Origin of the sequence: Solicola gregarius (genome assembly GCF_025790165.1) — a bacterium.
GTDB classification, from domain to species: Bacteria; Actinomycetota; Actinomycetes; order Propionibacteriales; family Nocardioidaceae; genus Solicola; species Solicola gregarius.
Genome location: NZ_CP094970.1, coordinates 4,394,956 through 4,414,542, shown reverse-complemented (window position 1 = coordinate 4,414,542; position 19,587 = coordinate 4,394,956). Strand labels below are relative to the sequence as shown.

21 protein-coding genes are annotated in these 19,587 nt (G+C 68.8%); 3 read left to right on the top strand and 18 right to left on the bottom strand.

Translation table 11 applies throughout. The features are described from left to right. Positions 1–36: 36 nt before the first annotated feature. The 6 genes from pafA to dop form a co-directional block, all read right to left on the bottom strand. Positions 37–1,398, bottom strand: coding sequence for a Pup--protein ligase (pafA, locus tag L0C25_RS21480; RefSeq protein WP_271633816.1), 1,362 nt, complete (start codon positions 1,396–1,398; stop codon positions 37–39). A gap of 60 nt (positions 1,399–1,458) precedes the next feature. Then, on the bottom strand, positions 1,459–2,616 hold the full coding sequence (locus L0C25_RS21475; RefSeq protein WP_271633815.1) for an aminotransferase class V-fold PLP-dependent enzyme: 1,158 nt from the start codon (positions 2,614–2,616) through the stop codon (positions 1,459–1,461). 13 nt (positions 2,617–2,629) lie between these two features. Beyond that, positions 2,630–3,328 carry a proteasome subunit alpha gene (gene prcA / locus L0C25_RS21470; RefSeq protein ID WP_271633814.1) on the bottom strand — a complete coding sequence of 233 codons (699 nt, stop codon included), beginning with the start codon at positions 3,326–3,328 and terminating at the stop codon, positions 2,630–2,632. A gap of 39 nt (positions 3,329–3,367) precedes the next feature. Continuing rightward, on the bottom strand, positions 3,368–4,186 hold the full coding sequence (gene prcB / locus L0C25_RS21465) for a proteasome subunit beta (protein ID WP_271633813.1): 819 nt from the start codon (positions 4,184–4,186) through the stop codon (positions 3,368–3,370). Continuing rightward, positions 4,186–4,395 (bottom strand): ubiquitin-like protein Pup, encoded by a 210-nt coding sequence (locus L0C25_RS21460; protein WP_271633812.1) that lies wholly within the window; start codon positions 4,393–4,395, stop codon positions 4,186–4,188. Before L0C25_RS21460 ends, prcB begins: the two co-directional genes overlap by 1 nt. 120 nt (positions 4,396–4,515) lie before the next feature. Further along, a complete protein-coding gene (gene dop, locus L0C25_RS21455; RefSeq protein WP_271633811.1) occupies positions 4,516–6,021 on the bottom strand; it encodes a depupylase/deamidase Dop in 1,506 nt (501 codons plus the stop codon). 136 nt (positions 6,022–6,157) lie between these two features. Here dop and L0C25_RS21450 point away from each other — a divergent pair, with 136 nt between their 5' ends. Further along, positions 6,158–7,429 (top strand): phosphotransferase, encoded by a 1,272-nt coding sequence (locus L0C25_RS21450; protein ID WP_271633810.1) that lies wholly within the window; start codon positions 6,158–6,160, stop codon positions 7,427–7,429. Here the strand turns inward: L0C25_RS21450 and L0C25_RS21445 are convergent. From L0C25_RS21445 to L0C25_RS21435, 3 genes are read right to left on the bottom strand one after another with little or no spacing between them, the layout of a single operon-like run. Next, positions 7,418–7,825, bottom strand: a complete 408-nt coding sequence (locus L0C25_RS21445) for a type II toxin-antitoxin system VapC family toxin (RefSeq protein ID WP_271633809.1) — start codon at positions 7,823–7,825, stop codon at positions 7,418–7,420. The genes L0C25_RS21450 and L0C25_RS21445 overlap by 12 nt on opposite strands. 1 nt (position 7,826) lies before the next feature. Then, positions 7,827–8,108, bottom strand: coding sequence for a ribbon-helix-helix protein, CopG family (locus L0C25_RS21440; protein ID WP_271633808.1), 282 nt, complete (start codon positions 8,106–8,108; stop codon positions 7,827–7,829). A 29-nt stretch (positions 8,109–8,137) separates the two neighbouring features. Further along, positions 8,138–8,716 (bottom strand): TetR/AcrR family transcriptional regulator, encoded by a 579-nt coding sequence (locus tag L0C25_RS21435; protein ID WP_271633807.1) that lies wholly within the window; start codon positions 8,714–8,716, stop codon positions 8,138–8,140. A gap of 69 nt (positions 8,717–8,785) precedes the next feature. Between L0C25_RS21435 and L0C25_RS21430 the strand changes: the two genes are divergently transcribed. Then, positions 8,786–9,652, top strand: a complete 867-nt coding sequence (locus L0C25_RS21430; RefSeq protein ID WP_271633806.1) for a DMT family transporter — start codon at positions 8,786–8,788, stop codon at positions 9,650–9,652. A 45-nt stretch (positions 9,653–9,697) separates the two neighbouring features. On the opposite strand, the gene L0C25_RS21425 is transcribed toward L0C25_RS21430, so the two are convergent. The 5 genes from L0C25_RS21425 to L0C25_RS21405 all read right to left on the bottom strand — a co-directional run bounded on the left by L0C25_RS21425 (position 9,698) and on the right by L0C25_RS21405 (position 14,242). After that, on the bottom strand, positions 9,698–10,066 hold the full coding sequence (locus L0C25_RS21425; protein ID WP_271633805.1) for a hypothetical protein: 369 nt from the start codon (positions 10,064–10,066) through the stop codon (positions 9,698–9,700). A 9-nt stretch (positions 10,067–10,075) separates the two neighbouring features. Continuing rightward, positions 10,076–11,812 carry a proteasome ATPase gene (gene arc, locus L0C25_RS21420; protein ID WP_271633804.1) on the bottom strand — a complete coding sequence of 579 codons (1,737 nt, stop codon included), beginning with the start codon at positions 11,810–11,812 and terminating at the stop codon, positions 10,076–10,078. A 123-nt stretch (positions 11,813–11,935) separates the two neighbouring features. Further along, a complete protein-coding gene (locus L0C25_RS21415; RefSeq protein ID WP_271633803.1) occupies positions 11,936–12,841 on the bottom strand; it encodes a tRNA (adenine-N1)-methyltransferase in 906 nt (301 codons plus the stop codon). An 11-nt stretch (positions 12,842–12,852) separates the two neighbouring features. Continuing rightward, positions 12,853–13,992: a site-2 protease family protein gene (locus L0C25_RS21410; protein ID WP_271633802.1), complete on the bottom strand. Its 1,140-nt coding sequence runs from the start codon at positions 13,990–13,992 to the stop codon at positions 12,853–12,855. 76 nt (positions 13,993–14,068) lie between these two features. Next, the gene (locus L0C25_RS21405; protein ID WP_271633801.1) at positions 14,069–14,242 is read right to left on the bottom strand and encodes a hypothetical protein; all 174 of its coding nucleotides are present in this window, start codon (positions 14,240–14,242) and stop codon (positions 14,069–14,071) included. Positions 14,243–14,397: 155 nt separating this feature from the next. Between L0C25_RS21405 and L0C25_RS21400 the strand changes: the two genes are divergently transcribed. After that, positions 14,398–15,270 carry a RecB family exonuclease gene (locus L0C25_RS21400; RefSeq protein WP_271633800.1) on the top strand — a complete coding sequence of 291 codons (873 nt, stop codon included), beginning with the start codon at positions 14,398–14,400 and terminating at the stop codon, positions 15,268–15,270. On the opposite strand, the gene L0C25_RS21395 is transcribed toward L0C25_RS21400, so the two are convergent. The 4 genes from L0C25_RS21395 to L0C25_RS21380 are packed head-to-tail and all read right to left on the bottom strand — an operon-like array spanning position 15,258 to position 19,566. After that, a complete protein-coding gene (locus tag L0C25_RS21395; protein ID WP_271633799.1) occupies positions 15,258–16,562 on the bottom strand; it encodes an ABC transporter ATP-binding protein in 1,305 nt (434 codons plus the stop codon). The two genes, L0C25_RS21400 and L0C25_RS21395, sit on opposite strands and share 13 nt — an antisense overlap. Further along, positions 16,546–17,616 carry an ABC transporter ATP-binding protein gene (locus L0C25_RS21390; protein WP_271633798.1) on the bottom strand — a complete coding sequence of 357 codons (1,071 nt, stop codon included), beginning with the start codon at positions 17,614–17,616 and terminating at the stop codon, positions 16,546–16,548. Before L0C25_RS21390 ends, L0C25_RS21395 begins: the two co-directional genes overlap by 17 nt. Further along, complete coding sequence (locus tag L0C25_RS21385; protein WP_271633797.1) at positions 17,613–18,536, bottom strand: ABC transporter permease; 924 nt, start codon at positions 18,534–18,536, stop codon at positions 17,613–17,615. The genes L0C25_RS21390 and L0C25_RS21385 overlap by 4 nt, the downstream gene beginning before the upstream one ends. A 1-nt stretch (position 18,537) precedes the next feature. Then, on the bottom strand, positions 18,538–19,566 hold the full coding sequence (locus L0C25_RS21380; RefSeq protein WP_271633796.1) for an ABC transporter permease: 1,029 nt from the start codon (positions 19,564–19,566) through the stop codon (positions 18,538–18,540). Positions 19,567–19,587: the final 21 nt, after the last annotated feature.

Sequence of the window (19,587 nt, the reverse complement as noted above, 5' to 3'; positions counted from 1 at the left end):
CCGGCGACGTGCCGTCGGCTCGCGCAGGTCGCTCCTTCACATTCCGTCGATGAGCTTGCGTACGCGCTCGTCCTGCGACCGGAACGGGTCTTTGCACAGCACCGTGCGCTGGGCCTGGTCGTTGAGCTTCAGGTGCACCCAGTCGACGGTGAAGTCGCGGCGGCGTTCCTGCGCGCGGCGGATGAACTCGCCACGCAGTCGTGCGCGCGTGGTCTGCGGCGGTCTCGACTTCGCCTCGAACACGCGCAGATCCTGGGTCGCCCGGGCGACCGCGCCCTTGCGCTCGAGCATGTAGTACAGCCCGCGGTCTCGGTGGATGTCGTGGTACGACAGGTCGAGCTGGGCGATGCGCGGGTGGCCCCAGGTGAGGCCGTGCGACGCGCGGTACCGCTCGAGCAGGGTGTACTTGATCACCCAGTCGATCTCGCGCTCGACGAGCGTCAGGTCGGTCGACTCGACCGCCTTGATGGTGCGCTCCCAGAGGTCGAGCACCCGGTCGATGGTGGGCGTTCGCAGCTCGTAGCGGTCGACGAAGTCGCGGGCCTTGTTGAGGTACTCGGTCTGGATCTCCAGTGCGGAGAGCTCGCGGCCGTTCATCAGCGACACCCGGCGGCGGCCGGTCATATCGTGTGCGATCTCGCGGATCGCGCGGATCGGGTTGTCGAGCGTCATGTCGCGCATGACCACGCCGGCCTCGATCATCCGCAGCACCAGGTCGGTCGTCGCGACCTTGAGCATCGCGGTGGTCTCGCTCATGTTCGAGTCGCCGACGATCACGTGCAGCCGGCGGAAGCGTTCGGCGTCGGCGTGCGGCTCGTCACGGGTGTTGATGATGGGCCGCGACCGTGTCGTCGCGCTGGAGACGCCCTCCCAGATGTGCTCCGCGCGCTGGCTGACCGAGAAGATCGCACCCCGCGGGGTCTGCTGGACCTTGCCGGCGCCGCAGATGATCTGCCGGCTGACCAGGAACGGGATGAGCACGTCGGCCATCCGGTTGAACTCGCCCTGCCGGCCGACGAGGTAGTTCTCGTGGCAGCCGTAGGAGTTGCCGGCGGAGTCGGTGTTGTTCTTGAACAGGTAGATGTCGCCGATGATGCCGTCGTCACGCAGTCGCTCCTGCGCGTCGATCAGTAGCCCCTCGAGGATGCGCTCGCCGGCCTTGTCGTGCGTGATCAGCTCGGCGACGTCGTCGCACTCCGGCGTCGCGTACTCCGGGTGGCTCCCGACATCGAGGTAGAGCCGGGCGCCGTTGCGAAGGAAGACGTTGCTGCTGCGACCCCAGGACACCACGCGGCGGAAGAGGTACCGCGCCACCTCGTCGGGCGACAGCCTGCGCTGCCCACGAAACGTGCACGTGACCCCGTACTCGTTCTCCAACCCGAAGATTCGTCGGTCCACATCTCCACCCTAGCGGTGCGCCGATGATCTGTGTCGTACGTAGACACGTCCGTTATGCAATCAGGGCAGGGCGTCGGGCATTGCCTTCGCGAGCCGTTCGTAGTCGTCGGGCGCGTTGTACAGCGAGGCGGACAGCCGGACGTAGCCGCGGCCGGCGTGCGCGACGACCTGCACCTCGAACCCGCGCTCGCTGAGCCGCTCATACAGCCGAGCCGCGTCCGCGGCGGTCGCCGCGGTGCCCGCCGGCAGGGGTACGAGACGCATGCACGGCGCCGGGTCGGGCGGTATCGGCTGGTCGTCGGCACCGAGCGCGTCGCGTACGACGGCGGCTCCGGTGTCGAGCAGCGTGCGCGAGCGATGCGCGATGTCGGGACCGCCCGCGTCGTGCCAGAACGCAACGGCATCCGCGAGGCAGCACCAGCCCGTGTAGTCGTCGGTGCCGGTGCGATCGAACGTCAGCGGGAAAGCCGTGTCACCCGGTGCTCCGGAGGCGAGCGGGAGGAGCCGTTCGCGCACGGCCGGCGACGCCCAGAGGGCGGACGTGCCGCGTGGCGCGAATCCCCACTTGTGCCAGGTGCTGGCCCAGAGGTCGGCGCCGGACTCGGCCGGTCGTGCGGCGACCTGGCCCGGGGCGTGTGCCGCATCGACGAAGCTGAGCGCGCCGAACTCGCGGGCCAACGCACAGATCCGGCTCACCGGCATCACCGCCCCGGTCGGCGACACGATGTGGTCGACCAGGACCACGCTGGGCCGCAGCCCGCGCGAGTGGGCGCGTTCGAGGCCGCGCCGGTATGCGGCGACGATCGCGTCCGGGTCGGCATCCGCCGCGCACTCGACCGACTCGTACGCGGCACCGGTGCGTCGGCACGTTCGCCGGGCGAGGTTGCGTACGGACTCGTACGTGTGGTCGGCGAGTACCATCGCGTCGCCGGCGGTCAGCCGACCGTCGTCGGCCAGTGCCGCGAGCACGGTCGCCGCGGCCTGCGTCACGTTGCGGACCAGCGCAACATCGTCGGCGCCGACGCCGAGGAACTCAGCCGCGACGCCTCGCGCCTGCTCCTTCAGACCGGGCAGTTCGACGCGGTGGAAGCGCATCGGATTGGCCTCGGCGCGCTCGCGTACTCGCCGCTGTGCCACAGCGACCGCACGCGGGACGGCGCCGAACGAGCCGTGGTTCAGGTGGACGACCGACAGGTCGAGGTCGAACGCGTCTCGCATGCGGTGTCGTACGTCAGGAGTCTGCGAGCGCGGCGGCGACCGTCGCGTGGGTGAGCCGCTTGAACTTGCGCGGCTGCGGCCGGGTGCGGTCGAGCACGGCGACCTCGAGCTGGGTCGCCTCGACCGTGCGGGTCTCCGACGAGTCGTGGCCGAGTGCGTCGGCGGCGAGCCGGATGGCCGCGGCCTGCTCGAGACCGGCGGCGTAGTGCTCCTCGAGGTAGCTGGCGACCTGCTCGAGCTGACCGCCCATGACCGCGTGCGCCTGCACGTCGGCGACCGAGCCGTCGTACGTCAGCCGGTAGACCTGGTCACCGTCGGCGGTGTCGCCCACCTCGGCGACGAACAGCTCGACCTCGTACGGCTTCTCGGCGCCCGAGGAGAAGATCGTCCCCAGCGTCTGCGCGTACGCGTTCGCGAGCCCGCGCGCCGTCACGTCGCTGCGGTCGTAGGAGTAGCCACGCATGTCCATCAGCCGGACGCCCGCGATGCGGAGGTTCTCGAACTCGTTGTAGCGCCCGACCGCCGCGAAGCCGATGCGGTCGTAGATCTCGCTGACCTTGTGCAGCGCCTGGGAGGGGTTCTCGGCGCAGAACAGGATGCCGTCGGCGTACTGGACGACCACGACGCTGCGCCCGCGGGAGATGCCTTTGCGGGCGTAGTCGGCCCGGTCCTTCATCAACTGCTCGGGCGAGACGTAGAAACCGGCGGTCACGGTTGTCCTCTCGTTCGGGTGCTCGTGGGGTGCGTACGCTCAGACGACGGGTGCCGTGGGACCGTCGGGCCGCTGCATCCGACCGCCGATCACCTGGTCGGCGATTGCTGCGGTGTCGTCGTCGCTCCAGCGCCGGAAGCCGTCGGCCGTCACCACCGCGACGACCGGGAAGATCCGACGCGTGAGGTCGGGACCGCCGGTGGCGGAGTCGTCGTCGGCCGCGTCGTACAGCGCCTGCATGATCGCAGTGACGCCGTCCTGCTCGCTCATGTCGTCGCGGTAGAGCTTCTTGATCGAGCCGCGGGCGAACACCGAACCGGAGCCGATCGCCGCGAACTCGCTCTCCTCATGGCGCCCGCCCGTCGGGTCGTACGAGAAGATGCGTCCCGAGTCGGTCGGGGCGTCGTAGCCCGCGAACAGCGGTACGACCGCCAGCCCCTGCATCGCCATCGCCAGATGGCCTCGGACCAGGGTGGAGAGGCGGTTCGCCTTGCCATCGGTGGAGAGGATGGCGCCCTCGATCTTCTCGTAGTGCTCGAGCTCGACCTGGAAGAGGCGGACGAGCTCGACACCGAAACCGGCGGATCCGGCGAACCCGATCGCGGAGTACTCGTCGGCGGCGAACACCTTGTCGACGTCGCGCTGGGCGATCATGCTGCCCATCGTCGCCCGGCGGTCGCCGCCCATGATGACGCCGCCCGGGAACGTGAGCGCGACGATCGTCGTGCCGTGTGGCACCTGGCCGTCGAGGCCGTTGCCGGTCGCCGTGCGTGCGCCGGGGAGCAGGTGGGGAGCCTCAACGGAGAGGAACTCGCTGAACGACGAGATGCCCGGCGCCATGAAGCTCGTCGGCAGCATCACTGCCCACCCTTCTGCACGAAGCTGCGCACGAACTCCTCGGCGTTCTCCTCGAGGACGTCATCGATCTCGTCGAGGATCGAGTCGACGTCGTCGTCGAGCTTCTCCTTGCGCTCAGCAACGTCGTCGCTCGGCTCGACCGACGGCTCTTCCTCGGCCTCGCTGCTCTTGCGCGGCTGCTTGTGCTGCTGTCCACCGTCTCGCGCCACGTCGAAACTCCCTTGCCTGCGGGTCATCGATCGGCCCACGTGGAGCCGATGTGATGAACACTAGCCCGCATCGCCGACAAGCGGTTGCGGGGGCGCGACGGTTTAGTACCGACGGCGCGTTCAGCGGGCGGTGAGCGCCTCGAACAGCTCGATCGCGGTGTCCGACTCGTCCAGCAGGCGTCCGACGTGCTCGCGCGTGCCGCGCAGTGGCTCCATCGTGGGGATCCGCTGCAGGGAGTCGCGCCCGGGTAGGTCGAAGATGACGGAGTCCCACGACGCCGCGGCGACGTCCTTCGGGTACTTCTGCAGGCAGCGCCCGCGGAAGTACGCCCGGGTGTCGGTCGGCGGCTCCTCGACAGCGGTGCCGATCGCATCGTCATCGAGGATGCGCTGCATGTGCCCGTTGCGTACCAGCCGGTGGTAAAGGCCCTTGTCCGGGCGGATATCGGAGTACTGCAGGTCGACGAGATGCAGCTTCGGATGCTCCCATCCGAGGCCGTCGCGCTCGCGGTACGACTCGAGCAGTGAGAGCTTCGCGACCCAGTCGAGCTCGTCGCGGCACTCCATCGGATCGCGGTCCAGCCGGTCGAGCACCGACTCCCAGCGCCGAAGGACGTCGACGGTCTGCGCGTCCGCTTCGGTCTCGCCCGCCGAGACGAACGCGCTCGCCTGCTGGAAGTACTCCCACTGCAGCTCGACCGCCGTCATCCGGCGACCGTCGTCGAGCTCGACCTTGTGCTGCAGCGACGGATCGTGCGAGATCGCGTGCAGGTCGCGTACGGGGTCGGCGAGCGCCGGCGAGCGTACGAAGCCCGCCTCGATCATCTGCATCACCAGCGAGGTCATGCCGACCTTGAGGTAGGTCGAGATCTCCGACAGGTTGGCGTCGCCGATGATGACGTGCAGGCGGCGGTACTTGCCCGGATCGGCGTGGGGCTCGTCTCGGGTGTTGATGATGGGCCGCTTGAGGGTCGTCTCGAGGCCGACACGTACCTCGAAGTAGTCGGCGCGCTGGCTGATCTGGAAGCCGTGCTCGCTGCCGTCCTGCTGGCGACCCACCCGTCCCGCACCGCACACGACCTGGCGGGAGACGAACAGCGGCGTGAGGTTCTCGACGATCTGCCCGAACGGTACGTCGCGGCGCATCAGGTAGTTCTCGTGCGCGCCGTACGAGGCGCCTTTGTTGTCGACGTTGTTCTTGTACAGCAGGATCGGCGAGGCGCCCGGGATCTGCCCGACCAGCTCGGCGGCGCGGTGCATCACCTGCTCGCCGGCCTTGTCCCACTTGACGACGTCGAGCGGGTTCGTGCACTCGGGCGTGGAGTACTCCGGGTGCGCGTGGTCGACGTACAGCCGCGCCCCGTTGGTGAGGATCACGTTCGCGAGGCCGAGCTCCTCGTCGGTCAGCTGGGACGGGTCGGCCCGGTCCCGCCCGACGTCGAACCCACGCGCGTCGCGCAGCGGGTTCTCCTCCTCGAAGTCCCAGCGCGCCCGCCGGGCGAGGTGGCTCGCGCTCGCGTACGCGTTGACGATCTGGGTCGACGCCAGCATCGGGTTCGCAGTCGGCTGGCCTTGCACGGAGATGCCGTACTCGACCTCGGTGCCCATCACTCGACGCACGGTCATCTGCAGTCCTTCGCGCTCGTTGCTTGCTCGCTTCGCCGACACCACTCGTGCCTCGCGGTTTCGACTCCGTTCGCTGCGCCCTCACCGCTCATGTCGCCACCATACGTGCGCACGCGGTCTCCTACGGTTGGGGACCATGGACGAGGTAGCGCAGCTGTACGACGACCAGCACCGGCCGGCAGGTACGGCACCCCGCTCGCGCGTACGCCGCGAGAACCTCCGCCACGGTGCTACCGGCGTGGTCGTACGCGACCGGCTGGGGCGGGTGTACGTGCACCGTCGTACCGACACCAAGGACGTCTACCCCGGCCTGTACGACTTCGCCGCGGGCGGGGTGATCCTGGCCGACGAGACGCCCGACGACTCGGCCCGGCGCGAGGCTGCCGAGGAGCTCGGCGTGACGGGTGCCTCCCTGCGGCGCATCGGAGTCGCGGAGTACGGCGACGAGCAGACGCGCTACGTGTCGTTCCAGTACGAGGTCACCTACGACGGGCCGATCCGGTGGCAACCCGAGGAGGTGGCGTGGGGCACCTGGATGACGCTGGAGGAGCTGTCCGAGCGGCTACGTGATCCCGAGTGGTCCTTCGTACCCGACTCGCGCGCGATGATCGGTCCGTGGCTCGCCGGGCGTCTCGCCGAACGGGTCGCCGTCGACGACGGCTGGGACTGCCGGGTCGACCTGGTCGAGGGGCGGTGGGTCGACCGCTTCCCTCGTCGTGAGGAGGTGCGCGAGTGGCTGCTAGCCGAGACCCGGCTGATGCCTCGGCTGGAGGCGCTGTTGCCGCTGCAGGTCCCGGTGCCGGGGGTCCTCGTCGACGAACCGCTGTGCGTACGCCATCGCATCGTCACCGGCGAGCCCGTGACCGCGGATTCAACGGCCGAGGAAGGAGCGCGGCTCGGCGCGTTCCTGCGCGCGCTGCACGATGCGCCCGTCACGGCCGCGGACGGCACCGGCGTACGGGACGCCGCGGCCTCCGGGCGGGAGCTGCACGCCCTGCTGACGCGGTTCGCCGCGGAGGTGCGGCCCCGGCTTCCCGCCGATCTACATCCGGCGGCGGACGACCTGCTGTCGCGCGTCCGCGACGCGCCGCGTACGACCATCGTGCACGGCGATCTCGGACCTCAGCACGTCCTTCGTACGGACGATGCGGTGTCGGGTGTCATCGACTGGGCGGATGCGCACGTCGGCGACCCGGCGATCGATCTCGCCTGGGCACTGAACGGTGCCGGCTCGGCGTTCGCCGCCGGTGTCGCCGAGGCGTACGTGGTTGCAGACGATGTACGCCGGCGGGCACACGACTGGCATCTACTCGGGCCGTGGCACGAGGTGACGTACGGGCTCGACACGGGCCGCGACGACCTGGTCGCGTCCGGGCTCCGTGGTGTGGTGCGCAGGCTACGAGTCTGATGGCGCCGCGGTGGCGATCCCGTGCGTCTCGCACGCCGTCGCGAGGCGATCGTCGTACGTGACCATCACGTCCGCGTCCAGCAGCATTGAGGACGCGAGGTGAATAGCGTCGAGGCTCCGCAGCAACGGCGGATCGAGTCGTCTTGCCAGGGCGACAACGTCCGCGGTCATCGGTCGCTCGAGTACGCCTGAAAGAGCAGCGTCCGTCAACCGAGCGGCCGGCGCCGCGGGAAGTGCCTTGCGTATCGCACGTGAGACCTCGATCCAAGCGAGCGACGACGCAAGCAGCGAGTCCCCGTCGCTGCGATGTGCACCGACGGTACGCTGCAGCGCCGTCGTCTCCTGCTCTGCGACCACGCGCTTCAACAGTGCGCTCGAGTCGAGGTAGACGCGCATTTCAGAGGCGATCGTCGCGGTCGAGCAGGTCGAGGGCTGCGGTGCCGGACGGTAGATGCAGGAGCTCTGCACGGTCCAGCTCTCGGAAAGCTGAACGCTCGGGCAGAACCTGGCGCTCGGCGATCATCGAGTCGGAATCGGTTCGAGGTGTGTCGGAGCCGCCCAATCCCAGATAGCGGTCGACCGCGTCACGAATGACCTCCTGCTGGGACTGCCCGGTCTCGGCGGCACGACTGCGTACCGCTTCCTCGGCGTCGGCGCGAAGCCTGAGATTCGTGGCCATACCACTCACGGTACCATAATCGGTACCACTTAGGTGGCGTTGCGTACGAGCTCCTCCGCGGTCTCTCGCGCCAGCGCGATCGCGCCCGGGTCGTTGCCCGCGGTGGTCGCGATGATCGCCCCTTCGTGCAGCAGGGCCAGCTGTCCCCCGAGCCGGTCGGGTGCGTCGACGCCCAGCTCACCGACGAGGCCGACGTACAGCGCACGGATGCCGGCCTTCTCCTCCAGTACGACGTCGAGGCCGCTGTGACCGGTGCCCGCAAGCTCCGCGTACGCGTTGATGAAGCCGCACCCGCGGGTATTCGCCCGCATCCACGCCTCGATGGCGTCGAAGACCGCCAGGACCCGCTCGTGCCCGGCGTCGGGGTGCGCGTCGAGATAGTCGGCGAGGAAGGCCCGCCAGGTGTCGTACCGACGGCGCAGATACGCCAGCGTGAGGCCCTCCTTGGAGCCGAACCTGTCGTACAGGGTCTTCTTGGTCGTGCCCGCCTCGTCGGCGATGCGGTCGACGCCGACCGCGTTGATGCCGTGTTCGTAGAACAGTTTGCTCGCCGACGCGAGGATCCGCTCGCCGGCCGGTGTCAGTCGCTCGGTCGTGGTCGTGGACATCGCAGCTCCCTTCGCCTGAGTCCGTCGAGGACACTGAAAGTATACATACCGGTATGGTTACCTGGTCGCATGGCGCAGATCCTGCTGGTGGTGATGTGGAGCTCGGGCTTCATCGGTGCCGAGCTCGGCACCCGGTACGCGAGCGCGGACACCCTGCTCGCCTGGCGATATCTGGCCGCGTCGGTGGTCGTCGTGCTACTCGTACGTCTGACCCGGACGCGGGTCGGCGGCCCGGGTACGCCGCGCCAGGCGCTCGTCGGGCTCCTGTCGCAGGTCGGGTACCTCGGCGGAACCGTGACCGGCGTCGGACTGGGCGTCGCCCCCGGCACGTCGGCGCTGATCGCGAGCCTCCAGCCGCTCGTCGTGGCCTCGGTGGCGGGTCGGCTGCTCGGCGAGCACACCAGCGCGAAGCAGCGGCTCGGGTTGGCCGTCGGCATCGCCGGGGTGACCCTGGTGGTGGCCAACGACCTCGGCAACGGGGACGCACCCGCGTACGCGTACCTGCTCGTGCTCGGCGGCATGCTCGCGTTGTCTGCCGGCACGATCCTGGAGCGTCGCTGGCGCCCGAGTCGTACGTTGCTCGAGTCGCTGGCGGTGCAGACCGTCGTCAGCGCGGTCGCGTTCTTCACGGTCGCCGGTGCTCTCGGGCACGCCGCTCCCCCGGCGACGGCGGGCTTCTGGTGGTCGGTCGTGTGGGTGGTCGCGCTCTCGACGTTCGGGGGCTACGGCGCGTACACGTATGTCGTCCGGCACCGGGGCGCGACCACCGCGAGCACCCTGCTGTACCTCACTCCCCCGACGACGATGCTGTGGGCGTACGTGATGTTCGGCGACCCGCTCACCGTGCTCGGGATCGGCGGCCTCGCCGTGTGCGCCGTCGGCGTCGCCCTGGCCCTGCGCCGCCCAACTGCCGACTCGGCGGTCCCGCAGCGGTGAGTCGTCGCTCGCGTACTGCCGACTCGGCGGTGCAACTTCGACGACTCAGCGCGCGCGGCGGTCTCGGTCCCGGTCGTGGCCGAGACCGCGGGTCGCGGCGAGGAGGTTCAGTGCGGCGATGCCGCCCCAGGCGGCGATGATCCCCTCGACGTCGCCGGTCGCGCCGGCGATGCCGGTGATCGGGATGCCGAGCGCGATCGAGACGTACGCGAGCGACACCGGGTATCCGCGCGGTGGGCGTCGGGTCCAGTGCCGCCGGCGTACCTCGGCGTCCACCCGCCGCGCGACCTCGGTGTCGATGCGCTCGACGATCGCGTCCACGAAGGCGTCGTCGTACTCAGAGCCGACCGACTCGCGGGCCTGCAACGCGGCCTCCAGGTCGCGACCGAACGCATCGCGGTCGTCGCGGGCCACGCCGCCCTCCTACAGGTACTGACCGGTGTTGGCGACCGTGTCGATCGAGCGGCCGGGTTCGCTGCCCTGCTTGCCCGAGACCAGCGTGCGGATGAACACGATCCGCTCGCCCTTCTTGCCGGAGATCCGTGCCCAGTCGTCGGGGTTCGTGGTGTTCGGAAGGTCCTCGTTCTCCTGGAACTCGTCGAGGCAGGCCTGGAGCATGTGCTGCACCCGCAGGCCGCGCTGGCCGTGGTCGAGGAGGTCCTTGATCGCCATCTTCTTCGCCCGGTCGACGATGTTCTGGATCATCGCGCCGGAGTTGAAGTCCTTGAAGTACAGGACCTCCTTGTCGCCGTTGGCGTACGTGACCTCGAGGAAGCGGTTCTCCTCCGACTCGGCGTACATCCGCTCGACCGCGCGTTGGATCATGCCGGCGACGCAGGAGTCGCGATCGCCGCCGAACTCGGCGAGATCGTCGTCGTGCAACGGCAGCCTCGCGGTGAGGTACTTGCTGAAGATGTCTTGTGCGCCCTCGGCGTCCGGCCGCTCGATCTTGATCTTCACGTCGAGCCGACCGGGCCGCAAGATGGCGGGGTCGATCATGTCCTCGCGGTTGGAGGCGCCGATGACGAGCACGTTCTCGAGGCCCTCGACGCCGTCGATCTCACTCAGCAGCTGCGGAACGATGGTGTTCTCGACATCCGAGGAGACACCCGAGCCACGCGTACGGAACAGCGAGTCCATCTCGTCGAAGAAGACGATCACCGGCGTGCCCTCGCTGGCCTTCTCGCGCGCCCGCTGGAACACCAGCCGGATATGGCGCTCGGTCTCGCCGACGTACTTGTTCAGCAGCTCCGGGCCCTTGATGTTGAGGAAGTAGCTGCGCCCCTCCTCGCCGGTCTTGTCGGAGACCTTCTTGGCCAGCGAGCTGGCGACGGCCTTCGCGATCAGCGTCTTGCCGCATCCGGGCGGACCATAGAGCAGCACGCCCTTGGGCGGCTTCAGCTCGTGCTCGATGAACATCTCCGGATGCAGGTACGGAAGCTCGACGGCGTCACGGATCGACTCGATCTGCCCGGCGAGCCCGCCGATGCTGGTGTAGTCGATATCGGGGACCTCCTCGAGCACCAGCTCCTCGACCTCGGTCTTCGGCACCCGCTCGAACACGTACCCCGCGCGCGGGTCGAACAGCACGGAGTCGCCGGCGCGCAGCTTCGTACCCTTCAGCGAGTCGGCGAGCCGGGCGACCCGCTCCTCGTCGGCGTTGCCGATCACGAGTACGCGCTCGCCGTCGGCCAGGATCTCCTTGAGCATGACGACCTCGCCGGTCGTCTCGTACGCGAGCGCCGTCACGACATTGAGCGCCTCGTTGAGGATGACCTCCTGGCCGCGCTGCAGGTCCTCGACCTCGACGGTCGGGCTGACGTTGACCCGTAGCTTGCGGCCGCCGGTGAACACGTCGACGGTGTCGTCGTCGTTGGACTGCAGGAAGGTGCCGAAGCCCGTCGGCGGCTGGGCGAGCCGGTCGATCTCCTCCTTGAGGCTCAGGATCTGGTCGCGCGCCTCGCGCAGGGTCTCGCTGAGCCGCTCGTTCTGGGCCGTCGTCGCCGCGAGCCGCGCCTCGGTCTCGGCGAGACGCGCCTCGGCGCTCCCTCCGCCCTGTACGCCGGACGACAGGCGGCGGCGAAGGTGCTCGACCTCGGCGCGCAGGTAGGCGATCTCGGGCTCCGCCTCGAGCGGATGAGAGTTGTCCTGGTCAGTCATCAGGCACCTCCAAGCGATCCACGGTCGAATCCGACCCTACCCGCCACGACCCCCAATGGTCGTACGACTTTATGTGGTTATGAGATTGGTACCCGGTCGGCTCGCGACGGCGGTAGGTACGGGCTATGTCTCGGGTGTCACACCGGGCGGCCGCGGACCGGTGTAGTCGGGCCCGTAGGCACCGGGTGCGGGGCGACGCTTCTTCAAGGGCGCCCGCTCGCCGTGCGCCATCCGGCGCGCCGTCACGAGGTACGCCGTGTGGCCGAGCATCTTGTGATCCGGGCGTACCGCGAGGCCCTCGACGTGCCAGTCGCGTACCAGACTCTCCCAGGCCTGCGGCTCCGTGAACTCCCCATGCGCACGCAAGGTCTCGACGACCCGCGACAGCTGGGTCGTCGTTGCGACGTACGCGCAGACGAATCCGCCCGAGACCAAGGCGCGCCCCGCGAGGTCGACGTACTCCCAGGGGTCGACCATATCGAGGATCATCCGGTCAACGTCGCCGTCGTGGGAGGACTCGGCCAGGTTGCCGACCACGAGGTTCCATGCGGGGTGTGGGCCGGCGAACAGCTGCTCGACGTTGCGGCGCGCGATCTCGGCGAAGTCGTCGCGCACCTCGTACGAGGTGACGCTGCCGTTCGGACCCACCGCGCGCAGCAGGTGGCAGGTGAGCGCGCCCGAGCCGGCGCCCGCCTCGACGACCCGGGCGCCCGGGTAGATGTCGGCCGCCGACACGATCTGGCTGGCGTCCTTGGGATAGATGACGGCGGCGCCGCGCGGCATCGAGACGACGTACTGGCTCATCACCGGCCGGAACACGAGGTACTCGGCGCCCGCCTGGGTGGTGACGACGAAGCCCTCCTCGCGGCCGATCAACGCATCGTGTTTGATCTCGCCCTTGTTGGTGAAGAACGACGCGCCGGCCTCGAGGCAGATGTTGTGCTTGCGGCCCTTGCTGTCGGTCAGCCGCACCCAGTCGCCCGCGGCGAGCGGGCCGCGGCGGACCCCGGAGTATGTCTCTTCGATCAACGCTGTGCCCCTCAGGCCTGTACGAATGCGCGGTCGACGTCGCCTGCGGTGAGCACGCCGTAGACCGATCCGTCTGGTTCGGTCAGTACGTACTCCGGCGCCGGAGTGGTCTGCATCGCCCGTACGAGGGCCTCGCCCGAAAGATCGGCCGACAACGCCAACCCGGACTCCATCCGGCGGGTGACGCTCGCGACCGAGAGCCACGGCCGCCGCTCCTCGGGTGTTGCGAGCACGGCGGCCTCGTTGACGACACCGAAGATCTCGCCGCGGCGGTCGAGGACGACGATCCCGCCGGCCTCGCTGTCGCGCGCCGCGCGTACGGCCTCGCTGAGCGGTGTGTCGTCGGAGATCGTGAGCGCCCGGCGGCCGAGAGCGCGCGCGCTGATCGAGGGCAGCTTGCGGCGAACCTTCGCCGACATGATGGTCTGCGTCGCACCGGTCCACATGAAGATCGCGATCACGCCCGCGAACAGGTAGTCGACCATCGTCGGCTCGACACCGAGGAAGTACGCGAGCACCGACGGGTACCCGAGAACGAGTACCGCCACGACCCGGCCGGCCCAGCCGGCGATGAGGGTGCCCGTGACGGCGTTGCCGGTGATGCCCCAGACGATCGCCCGCAGCACCCGGCCACCGTCGAGCGGCATGCCGGGCACGAGGTTGAGCAGGCCGACGATCAGGTTGGTGAGCGCCAGCGCCTCGCAGGCGAAGCCGACCAGGCCGTCGGGCGCGACGTACGTCAAGCCCCACGCACCGGCCGCCACCCCGAGTGACGTGATCGGGCCGGCGATCGAGATGCAGAACTCGCGCCAGGGTGTCTCCGACTCGCCGTCGATCTCGGTCACGCCGCCGAGGAAGTGCAAGGTCACCGACCGCACCTGCATCCCGAACGCCTTGGCGACCAATGCGTGCGAGATCTCGTGCATCAGCACCGAGAGGTACAGCAGGACCGCGAACGCCAACCCGGCGAGATACCTCAGCTCGCCGAGACCCGGCGCGACCGAGTCGATGCGGTCGCCCATCAGCACGGCGATCAGCGCGGCGACGAGTAGCCACGACGACCGGATGAGCACGTCGACGCCGGCGATCTGCCCGATCCTCAGGGTTCCGGGTCGTCGCTGCGGTCGATCGTCGTCGGGGCGGGCGCTCATCTGCTCCTCGAGCCAGTCGTGCGGGCACGGGCGGCGCCCCGTGTCCGTACCCTCAACGCTACCGGTTCGGCCCCGGTCAGCTCGCGTAGGCACTGGCCGGGAGCCCGACGAAGCCCGGCCGTGCGCGAAACAGCAGTCCCGCCTCGGGCTGAGCGGCGCGCTCGTGCTCGGTCAGCTGGAGGCCGGCCTGCCGTGGCGTGGTGAGCGCGTATGCACGGCGGCGGAGGCGGAGCAGAAGCGGGGTCGGCATGACGGAGCGTCCCTTCGCGGTGACCGTGCAGAGGTAAGACCTCTGTCCACAGAGACAGAGAGAGCTCCGGTCGCGAGCGGTCAACGCATCGGCGCTGCGGATCGCTCGGGTGTGTACGCACGCCGGTGTCGGTGCGGTGTCCTAGTGTGTCGGCCATGGTGTCCGATCTCCGCGACGACCCGACCGACGGCATCGCGCCGCGTACGCCCGTCGACGGGGTCGACGTGGTCGGCAGCCTGTCCCCCAGTCGCGCGTCCGACTTCATGACCTGCCCGCTGCTCTACCGGTTCCGCGTCATCGACAAGCTGCCGGAGCTGCCGAGCCCTGCTGCCGCTCGCGGCACGGTCGTGCACTCGGTGCTCGAGACCCTCTTCGACGAGCCGAGCGCCGCTCGTACGCTGGAGCGCGCGGTCGAGCTGGTGCGGCCCCGCTGGGAGGCGCTGGTCGAGCAGGAGCCCGAGCTCGCGACAATGTTCGAGGGCGACGACGCACTCGATCTCGCCGACTGGCTGGGCGAATGCGGCTCGCTGCTGGAAGCCTATTTCACCCTCGAGGACCCCAGCCGGCTCGAGCCGGCCGAGCGCGAGCTGTACGTCGAGCACCTGCTCGACTCGAAGCTGCTGATCCGCGGCTACATCGACCGTCTCGACGTCGCACCGACCGGCGAGGTGCGCGTGGTCGACTACAAGAGCGGGCGCTCGCCGAGTGAGCTGTTCGAGGCGAAGGCGCTCTTCCAGATGAAGTTCTACGCGCTGGTCCTGTGGCGTACGCGCGGCACCGTGCCGGCCCTGCTGCAGCTGATCTACCTGGGCAACGCCGAGATCCTGCGGTACGCCCCCGACGAGGCCGACCTGCTCGCGACCGAGCGCAAGGTCAACGCACTATGGGATGCGATCGCTCGCGCGACCTCGACGGGCAACTGGCGTCCACGCAAGAGCGCGCTCTGCGGCTGGTGCGACTACAAGGCCCACTGTCCCGAGTGGGGCGGCACGCCTCCCCCGCTGCCGACCGAGTCCTACTCCGGATAGAGGTGGCAGGCGACCTGCACGCTGCCCGCCGCCCGGAGCTTGGGGTCCTGTCCCGGCTCGAACGTCACGTCGACGCCGTCCGGGCGTACGTCACGGCCCGAAACACCGGTCCAGAGGGGTTCCTGGGGATCGGAGTCCTTGATCCGGGTCAGCACCTCGTCGACATCGACACCCGAGTGGTCCTTGCCTGCGGGCACGTGCGAGGTATGGCTGGGGACGTCGAGGGCGTCGACCTCGCCGATCGTCGCGCGCTCGGCCTCGAAGTCGGCCTCGGGCACCTTGGTCCAGTGCGCCTCGAGCAACGCTCGGAGGTCACGGCTCTCCCAACCGCACTTGTCGAATGCGGCGGGGCAGCGCGGATGGAACGCGCAGCCGAGCGGGGGGCTCGCGGCATCGGGTATCTCCCCGCGTGGCACCTCCCGGTCGACCGCGCGGTCGGGATCGAGATCGGGGATCGCCGCGACCAGTGACTTCGTGTACGGATGCTTCGGGTGATTGAAGATCTCGTCGGTCGTGCCGATCTCCACGATGCGACCGAGGTACATGATCGCGATCCGGTCGCAGAAGAACTTCGCGCTGGCGAGGTCGTGGGTGATGTAGACGTACGTGAGGTCGAGATCGGCCTTGAGATCGAGCATCAGCTGCAGGATCTTCGAGCGAACACTCATGTCGAGCATCGAGATCGGCTCGTCGGCGACCAGCAGCTGGGGGTTCAAGATGATCGCCCGCGCGATCACCGCGCGCTGCTTCTGGCCACCCGAGAGGTCACCCGGGTACTTCTTCAGGAACTGCTCTGCCGGCGACAGCCCGACGCGCTCGAGTGCATCGACCACGCGCTCACGCAGGTCGTTGCCGCGAGCGATCTTGTGGATCTTCAACGGATGCCCGACGGCGGTCTCGATGTCCATCGACGGGTTGAGTGCCGCGCTCGGGTCCTGGAAGACCATCTGCAGGTCGCGGCGGATCCCCCGGAGCTCGCGGTTCGAGAGGTCGGCGATCGCCTGGTCGCCGTAGTGGATGCTGCCGCCGGTGATCGGCGCCAGGCCGAGCAGCGAGCGGCCGAGCGTACTCTTGCCGCTGCCCGACTCCCCTACGAGGCCGACGACCTCGCCCTTGGCGATGTCGAGGGAGACCCCGTCGACCGCCTTCACCGAGCCGGTGTCGCTGCCGAGCAGTCGGGAGAGACCGCTGCCTTGCAGCCGGAAGTAGACCTCGACATCGCGCATCGTGACCAAGGTGGTCGCGCCGTCGGCGCTCTGTGGATCCAGGGCCTGCTCATGCTTCGTCGGCAAGGCTCAGCTCCTCTCGCTCGAGGCGGGCCCGGCCGCCCTCGGGAATTGCGTCGTCGGGGCCGTGCAGCCAGCACTCGACCCGTTGGTTCGGTGGTACGTCCAACGGGACCGGCGACTGCGTACCGCACACCGCCATCGCGTGCGGGCACCGTGGATGGAACAGGCACCCGGCGGGCGGGTCGATCAGGTCCGGTGGTGCGCCGGGGATGAAGTTCAGACCGGTCGTCTGCAACGAGATCGTCGAGCGCAGCAGCTCCTGGGTGTAGGGATGCTGCGGGTCACGGAACACCGCCCGCGCGTTGCCGATCTCGACGATGCGGCCCGCGTACATCACCGCCACGCGGTCGCACGCCTCGGCCACGATGCCGAGGTTGTGGGTGATCAGCAGCAGCGAGGTGTCGAACTCGCGGCGTATCTCGGCGAGGATACGGATGATCTGCGCCTCGACGAGCACGTCGAGGGCCGTCGTCGGTTCGTCGGCGACGATGAACGCCGGCCGGAGTACGAGCGCCAGCGCGATCGTGAGTCGCTGCCGCATGCCGCCGGAGAACTCGTGCGGGTACGAGCGGAACCGCGTCGGTGGGATGCCGAGCGCGCGCAGCACCTCGAGCGAGGCGTGCTTGATGTCGGCGTCGGACATATCCGGGTGGTGCGCCTTCAGTGCCTCCGAGAAATGGCCCGAGATCCGCATCAGCGGGTCGAGCCGGGTCATGGGCTCCTGGAAGATCATCCCGAGCTCGCGTCCGCGGAGCGCCGCATGCTCCTTGCTGCCGAGCGCCGGCATCCGCGAGCCCTTGAACGTGACGTCGCCATCGACGTACGCGCCGCGCGGCAGCAGCCCGAGCAGGCCGCGTCCGAGGGTGGTCTTGCCGCAGCCGGACTCCCCCACCAGGCCGAGCGTCTCGCCCGGGTGGATGTCGAAGCTCACGCCGTTGACGGCCTTGGCCGCTCCGCGGTCGGTGCCGTACCAGACCCGAAGGTCGCGTACCGACAGCACGGCATCGCCGGGCGCATCGCTCGGCGCCGGTTCGGGGACGGTGGTCGTATCGCTCACTTGCCCGTCTCCTCTGCGGTGATCTTCTTCAGCCTTCGCTTGCGAAGCGTCGGGTTGATCGTCTCGTTCAGGCCCTCGCCGACGAGAGTCAGGCCCACGATCAGCAGCACGATCGCGAGACCGGGGAACACGCCGGTCCACCAGATGCCGGCCGCGGCATCCTCGAGCGCGGCGCTGAGGTCATAGCCCCAGTCTGCGCCGTCGCTCGGCTGGATGCCGAGCCCGAGGAAGCCGAGCGCCGCGAGCGTCGACAGTGCGTCCGATGCGTTCAGGGTGCCGATCACCGGAACGCTCTGGATCACGTTGCCGAACAGGTACCGGGTGATCACTGTGCGGCCAGGGGCACCGATGGCCCTCGCCGCCTCGACGTACGTCGCCTCTCGCGCGCTGACCGTGCTGTTTCGTACGACCCGGAAGTATTGGGGCATGTAGACGACGGTCAACGCCAGCGCGGCCGAGGCAACACCTGCACCAATCTTCTCGCTGAGCAGGAAGCCGACGACGATCGCCAACAGCAGCGACGGGAACGCGTACAGCGCGTCCATGATGAGCACCAGGATCCGGTCGAGCCAACCGCCGACGTACCCGGAGATGAGGCCGAGAATCAGGCCCAGCACCAGCGAGCCGAGCACCGCGAGCACGATGACCAGCAGGGCGGTGCGGGAGCCGAAGATGACCCGTGACCACACGTCGTACCCGAAGCCGTCGGTGCCCATCAGATGGTCGCCGCCGGGTGGCGCCTTCTGCGGGAAGTCGACGCCGTCGGCCGAGTTCTGGGCGAACCCGTACGGCGCGATCCAGTTCGCGAAGATCGCCAGGATCACGAAGAACGCGACGATGATGATGCCCGATAGCAGTACCCACCGGCCCATGCCGCTCGTCTGCCGGATCGGCGAGGTCAGCCTGCTCCACATACCCATGTCAGTACCTCACCCTCGGGTCGATCATCGCGTTGATGATGTCGATCACCAAGCTCACCACGACGACGACGATCGCGAACAGACTGATGATTCCTTGTACGGCGATGTAGTCGCGACCCTCGATGTAGTCGATCAGCCGGTTGCCCAGGCCCGGCCAGGCGAACGTCTTCTCGGTGAGCACCGCTCCCGACATCAGCAACGCGACCTGCAGACCGACGATCGTGACGACCGGCACCAGCGCGTTACGGAACGCGTGTGCGCGTACGACCTTGCTCTCCTTGATGCCACGCGCCCGTGCCGCTTCGACGTAGTCGGCCTGCAGGGTCTGGAGCACGTTGACCCTGGTGAGGCGGATGAAGATGCCGCAGATCAGCAGCGCCAACGTGACCGCGGGCAGCATCAGGTGCTTGAGCACGTCGACGACCGCGGTGCTGTCGCCGGCGATGATCGCGTCGAGCAGCAGGATGTGGGTCTTGCTCGGGACGTTGTACGTCGTCATCGTGTCGCTGTCGCCGAGCAGCGGCCAGCCCGGGAAGACATTCAGGAACAGGATCTGCACCAGCAGACCGGTGTAGAACACCGGCGCGGCGTACGTGATGATTCCGAAGATCCGGATCACAGCGTCGCTGGTGGTGTCGCGTAGCCGGCCGGCCAGCAGGCCGAGTGGAATGCCTACCACCAGCGCGATGATCATCGCCGAGACCGTGAGCGTGAGGGTGGCGCCGCCGTTCTCCTTGACGACGTCGAGGATCGGCTGGTTGTCGGTGATCGTCTTGCCGAAGTCGAGCCGCAGAATGCTGCCGAGGTAGTCGAAGTACTGGACGATCAGTGGTCGGTCGAGGCCGAGAGAGGCGCGACGTTCGTCGAGCGCGGCCTCCGACAACCGGCCACCGACCGACGCCGACACCGGGTCGCCCGGTGCGACCCGCATCAGCAGGAAGACGAGGGTCAGCAGGATCCACACCATCGGGATGATGAGGAGCAGCCGCTGCACTATGTATCGGGGTAACGAACCGGCCTGGGCCGCCATCGAGCACCGTCCTTCTCACAG